The sequence below is a fragment of the Trinickia symbiotica genome (assembly GCF_003028655.1).
Lineage (GTDB): Bacteria > Pseudomonadota > Gammaproteobacteria > Burkholderiales > Burkholderiaceae > Trinickia > Trinickia symbiotica_A.
In genome coordinates this window covers 1-5,375 of the sequence record NZ_PYUC01000037.1, presented here as the reverse complement: position 1 = coordinate 5,375, position 5,375 = coordinate 1, and the positions used below count along the sequence as shown (strand labels likewise).

At 58.2% G+C, this 5,375-nt stretch carries 3 protein-coding genes and 3 pseudogenes; 5 read left to right on the top strand and 1 reads right to left on the bottom strand.

Annotation, left to right across the window (positions count from 1 at the left end):
* Positions 1–116 precede the first annotated feature (116 nt).
* The 5 genes and pseudogenes from tnpB to C9I57_RS31955 form a co-directional block, all read left to right on the top strand.
* Positions 117–269, top strand: coding sequence for an IS66 family insertion sequence element accessory protein TnpB (gene tnpB, locus C9I57_RS33755; RefSeq protein ID WP_219909921.1), 153 nt, complete (start codon positions 117–119; stop codon positions 267–269).
* Positions 270–298: 29 nt separating this feature from the next.
* On the top strand, positions 299–1,891 hold the full coding sequence (tnpC, locus tag C9I57_RS31970; RefSeq protein ID WP_107154499.1) for an IS66 family transposase: 1,593 nt from the start codon (positions 299–301) through the stop codon (positions 1,889–1,891).
* 903 nt (positions 1,892–2,794) lie between these two features.
* Entirely contained in the window at positions 2,795–3,790 is a 996-nt protein-coding gene (locus C9I57_RS31965) for an aldo/keto reductase (RefSeq protein ID WP_107154498.1), read from the top strand.
* 175 nt (positions 3,791–3,965) lie between these two features.
* Positions 3,966–4,511: pseudogene (locus tag C9I57_RS31960) on the top strand (ATP-binding cassette domain-containing protein); the annotation flags it as partial.
* A gap of 351 nt (positions 4,512–4,862) precedes the next feature.
* Positions 4,863–5,099 (top strand): annotated as a pseudogene (locus C9I57_RS31955) (integrase core domain-containing protein); the annotation flags it as partial.
* Positions 5,100–5,142: 43 nt separating this feature from the next.
* Here the strand turns inward: C9I57_RS31955 and C9I57_RS31950 are convergent.
* Positions 5,143–5,375 (bottom strand): annotated as a pseudogene (locus tag C9I57_RS31950) (hypothetical protein); the annotation flags it as partial.

Sequence of the window (5,375 nt, the reverse complement as noted above, 5' to 3'; positions counted from 1 at the left end):
GCCAGAGCGGTTATAGCGTTCACCGACGCAAACGAGCTGCCGGCCGCTAAACGGATGGAAGGGATGGGTTATGCGGACAAGCTGCGTCGAGGCCGCGGAAAGGCCTGCATTCCGAGGTGAGTTACAAGCGGCTCGAGAAGGGACGCTTCATTTGGCCTCAGGCGGACAGCGGCGTCATTTGCCTTAGCCCGGCGCAACTGTCGATGTTGCTTGAAGGCATCGACTGGCGACAACCGACGAGAACTGCGCGACCGACTTCAGCGTTGTAAACGTCAGTACAGGCGCGTAAACTGCGCCCATGACGCGCGCGAGCCCACTTCCCGACGACGTTGAAACGCTCAAGGCCATGCTGCTCGAGCAGGCAGCGGCGCTTCGCGAACGTGACGTCCAGGTCGCCAAATTACAAGAAAGAGTGGAGTCGCAAGAAGCGGCGCTGGCTTCGCGGGCGGCCGAGGTCGAACACCTGAAGCTGCTCATTGCCAAGTTGCGCCGCATGCAGTTCGGCCGCAAATCGGAGAAGTTGGATCGCCAGATCGAGCAGCTCGAGCTACGTCTGGAGGACCTGCAGGCCGACGAGGGGGCTGCTCCCGTCGAGATCCCGAAGACGGCGCGCACCGCGCCGGAAGCACCGCACCGCAAACCGTTACCCGATCATCTGCCGCGCGACACGCGCACATATCTGCCGGAATCGGCCGAGCGTTGCATGCAATGCGGCGCCGCGATGAAGCAACTCGGCGAAGACGTTTCGGAGCAGCTCGAGTACGTACCGGCGAGCTTCAGGGTGATCCGGCATGTACGACCGAAGTTCGCATGCACGTGCTGCGATCACATTGCGCAAGCGAGCGCACCGAGCCGCCCCATCGAACGCGGCCTCGCCGGCCCCGGATTGCTCGCACACGTGCTCGTCTCCAAGTTCGCTGACCATGTGCCGCTTTACCGACAATCGGTCATCTATGCACGCGAAGGTGTTGAGCTCGAGCGTGCGACGCTGGCGAAGTGGGTCGGTCATAGCGCGGCACTGTTGCAACCACTCGTCGAAGCCATTCGTCGCCACGTGATGGCGGCATCGAAACTGCACGCTGACGACACCCCTGTGCCCGTGCTCGCACCTGGCAACGGCACAACCAAGACCGGGCGACTTTGGGTTTACGTACGCGACGATCGACCGTCAGGCGATGCAACGCCGGCTGCCGTATGGTTCACCTACACGCCTGACCGCAAGGGCATTCGTCCGCAGCAACATCTCGCATCGTTTGCCGGCACGCTACAGGCCGATGCGTACGGTGGCTATCAAGCCATTTACGAAACCGGACGCGTAGTCGAAGCGGCGTGTTGGGCTCACGCGAGGCGACAGATCTATGAGTTGCACGCCGCTCGGCCGAATGCCTTCAATACCGAAGCAATCGAGCGAATCGGAGCACTCTACAAAATCGAAGAGGCCATCCGCGGCAAGCCTCCCGATGAGCGCCGAGCCTATCGCCAGGCGCACGCGAAGCCGTTACTCGATCAGCTCCATACTTGGCTGGGGGAAGTGCTCGACACGCTCTCGCGCAAATCCGATACCAGCCGCGCGATTCTCTACGCGCTCAACCGTTGGGCTGCGCTCACGCGCTATTGCGACGACGGTCGACTCGAGATCGATAATCTGCCGGTTGAGCGCGCGTTGCGCGGAGTGGCCATCGGAAGGCGGAATTACCTGTTCGCCGGCGCTGACTCTGGCGGCGAGCGCGCGGCGGCAATCTACAGCCTCATCGGGACAGCAAAGCTCAACGACATCGATCCCGAGGCATATCTGCGCTTCGTACTTGCTCGCATCGCTGATCACGCGATCAACCGTGTCGATCAACTCATGCCGTGGGTTGTGGCTGAGCAACTTCGTAACCACGCCTGAACATCACCGGGCTGTCGTCAAGACGGCGCTCACGACACGCTTACGCCACGGCCAAAGTTCGCCTGCGCGCGCTGTCATGAATCCGGCCCGGAAGCAGTGATGAGCCGATCGATCGAATGCGGCCCCGCAGACCGCGCCGCTGGTGCTGGCTCGTCTCCAGAGTTCGCAGATCAAGATGCCAGCGCAGCTATGCGCAAGTGACATCGATGGCGCGTGACAGGAAAACGGATGTTTTGGAGTACCGGTTGCGACAAAATCGCGCGTGTTTGTCGGGAACGCGACTCGCGAACGTTGCAGCCAGAGGGCCCCAAAAGTCGCCGGAATGCCGAAGTGACTAGGGATTGGTCGACTCGTGCTCACTTGGCACAATAGCTGCGCTGCAGCGGCCGCATGGACATGTTTGGAGGATGCGTGAGTCGACATAAGAAGACAAGAGGGCAAGCTGAAACATGGTCGCGGCCTGGCTAAATTTATTTGGCACCGCGATTCGCCATTTGCTTGCATATTTTATCTAAAGGGCACGAACTGTCTCAATCTTGGTCGCCCGAAAGAGATAACTAAATCGCTGCGTGCTTGACGCAGTGTTTCAAGGCCGCAATACAGGTGAAGACCTTCAATGCCCGCTCCCTGAGGCAACCATGTTTCTGGTCATCGATATCCGCAGTATGGGATTGGATAATAAATACGACTTCGGTCGGAAATCATTTCGAGCGAAGGGCGCCTCTGTGCTGGGTGCTAGTCTAGCTGGCCCGATCGCAAACGGTTTCATGAGGCGGAGGACGGTACAGGGGGAGAGGAAGGTGAAAAAGGCCTCATCGAATTTTTTCGTTTTGCTCGTTATCATCATTGATATTTTTCTCCAACGCATTAACAATGGCCCTCATGTCAACTGGAGGATAATCTATGCAAATGCGAAAACTTGGAAGAAGCAACCTGGAAGTCTCTGCCCTCGGCCTTGGCTGTATGAGCATGAGCGCTATATACGGACCGCCGGGCGACAAACAGGAAATGATCAAACTTATCAGAGCAGCTCATGAGCGCGGCGTTACGCTGTTCGACACAGCCGAATCCTATGGGCCGTTTATCAATGAAGAACTTGTCGGGGAAGCGTTGCAACCAATCCGAGATCAGGTGGTTATCGCCACAAAATTCGGCTTCGACCTCGACCTGGTGACAGGGGAGCGCAGGAGCGGTACGAACAGCCGTCCGGAACACATCAAGGCGGTGGCGGAAGCCTGTCTGAAGCGCCTTCGCACCGACCGAATCGACCTCTTTTATCAGCATCGCGTCGACCCTACTGTTCCGATTGAGGATGTTGCCGGTGCGATAAAAGACCTCATTGTTCAGGGCAAGGTAATGCACTTCGGGCTATCGGAGGCGGGCGTGGAGACCATCCGCCGAGCCCATGCCGTGCAACCTGTGACAGCCGTTCAGAGCGAGTATTCGCTATTTTGGCGCGGGCCGGAAGCGGGGCTATTGTCGACTCTGGAAGAGCTTGGCATTGGTTTCGTGCCATTCAGTCCGCTAGGTGCCGGTTTTCTGACCGGCAGGGTCGACGAGAAAACTCGATTCCATCCGGCAGACTTTCGCAATATCGTTCCGCGGTTCTCGCCGGAGGCGCGCAAAGCGAATAAGGCGCTGATCGAGGTTCTGGAGACTTTCGCGGCAGACAAGAATGCTACGCCGGCCCAGATCGCGCTGGCATGGCTGCTGGCACGAGAGAGGTGGATTGTGCCAATTCCGGGCACAACGAAGCTGCACCGGCTGGAGGAAAATCTTGGCGCCCTCGACCTCGACCTAACCGAGGAAGATGTGAGTCACCTCAGTGAGAAAATATCGAAGATCCAGGTGAAAGGCGACCGATTGCCCGCAGCCATCCTAAAGGCGATAGGAAATTGAGTCGAGGTAGGCACTGCGCAGGCGCCGTCTGACGTAGCATGTCGCTCCGGATTCGCTCGCGCCGAGTCAGGTGGAAGAGCCGCCGTTTGTACGGGATAGGATAGTGGTCGTCGTTTTGCCGAAGACGCCCTTCGTGGCCGGGTGATGGATCGGATAGGGAGCGGTCGATCCGTTGATAGATGAGGTACGCGAGGGCCCCGGCATGTTCCCCGTACTTGTTGAGACGGAGGAATCGCTGGATCGCACGCAGCTCGCGATGGATTTCCATCACTTCAACCTTTGGGCGCATATGACCGTGCTCGAGAACGTGACAGAAGCGCCCGTGCGCGTTCTCGGTCTTTCCAGGCGCAAAGCCGAGGAGCGGGCACGAGAGTACCTTGAAAAGGTCGGGCTCTGCCCGCGAGTGGAAAAGCAGCATCCTTCGCATTTATCGGGCGGCCAACAGCAGCGGGTTGCGATTACCCGCGCTCTAGCTATGCACCCTGATGTAATGCTTTTTGATGAGCCGACTTCGGCGCTAGAGTCCGGAACTCGTCGGGGAAGTACTGAAGGTCATGCAGCGGCTCGCCCAGCAGGGTCGCACCATGATCATGGTGACCACGAGATGAGCTTTGCGCGTAATGTTTCAAACCATGTCATGTTTCTGCACGAAGGGCGGGTGGAAGAAGAATGCAAATCAACTGACGTGTTTTCCGATCCGAAGAGTGAACGTCTGAGGTGATTTCAGTCGGGTGCTCTCAAATAAAAGATTTATATCCTGCCGCGCAGGCTTGCGGAGCACTATTTGTCTGTGCGGACACGGAAAACGTCATCCGGTTATGTTGTGGGGTGTCGGCGGTCGCCGCGAAGCGTGGGATACCAACAGCGCAAGCGGTGAAGGAGTCCCCCGGTTTGGGCGAAACCCGATTGCCGGCGGCGCATTTCGGTGAACGTGACCGCCGATTATGGCGCAACGTGACCGTTGCGCACGGGTGGGTGTTACGCCGCTCAGATTGTAGCGGTCATGATGAGTCGGTTTTTTCCTGACGATCGATCTCGGCTTTCGCTTCGCGCCAGTTGCCTTTGAATCAAGGACCATGGCATTACTTGCAGCATGAGCTGCCGCGGTGATTGTTGGGACAACGCTGCGATGGAGAGCTTCTTCACCACGCTCAAGACGGAGCGCCTCAGTCGCAGCGTCTATCGCACGCGAAATGATGTCCGCGCAGACGTCTTCGACTACATCGAGCGCTTCTACAATCAACAACGCAGGCACTCGATTCTGAACTTCGTTAGCCCGGTTCAGTTCGAGCAAGGCCTAATGGGCTAGCAAGGGCGTCCGGGAAACCGGGGCAAGGCCAGTCCTCCATGTCTCAATGCGTTGCATCGTGGCGTGCGGTATTTGGCCTCTGCACCTTGGCCAGTTCGACTGTCATCCAGATCAGGTCCTTCGACTCAAACGTCGATTCCCAAACAGCTTTACCCACTTCAGCCAGCTTGGCTGCGTCGGCTTCATCGATCTCTCCGAGCACCGGCTGGGAAAGATCCTCAGTGGTCGGGCCATACTGGACGATGAATTTTTGACCCGTGGACTGCGAGAAACGGA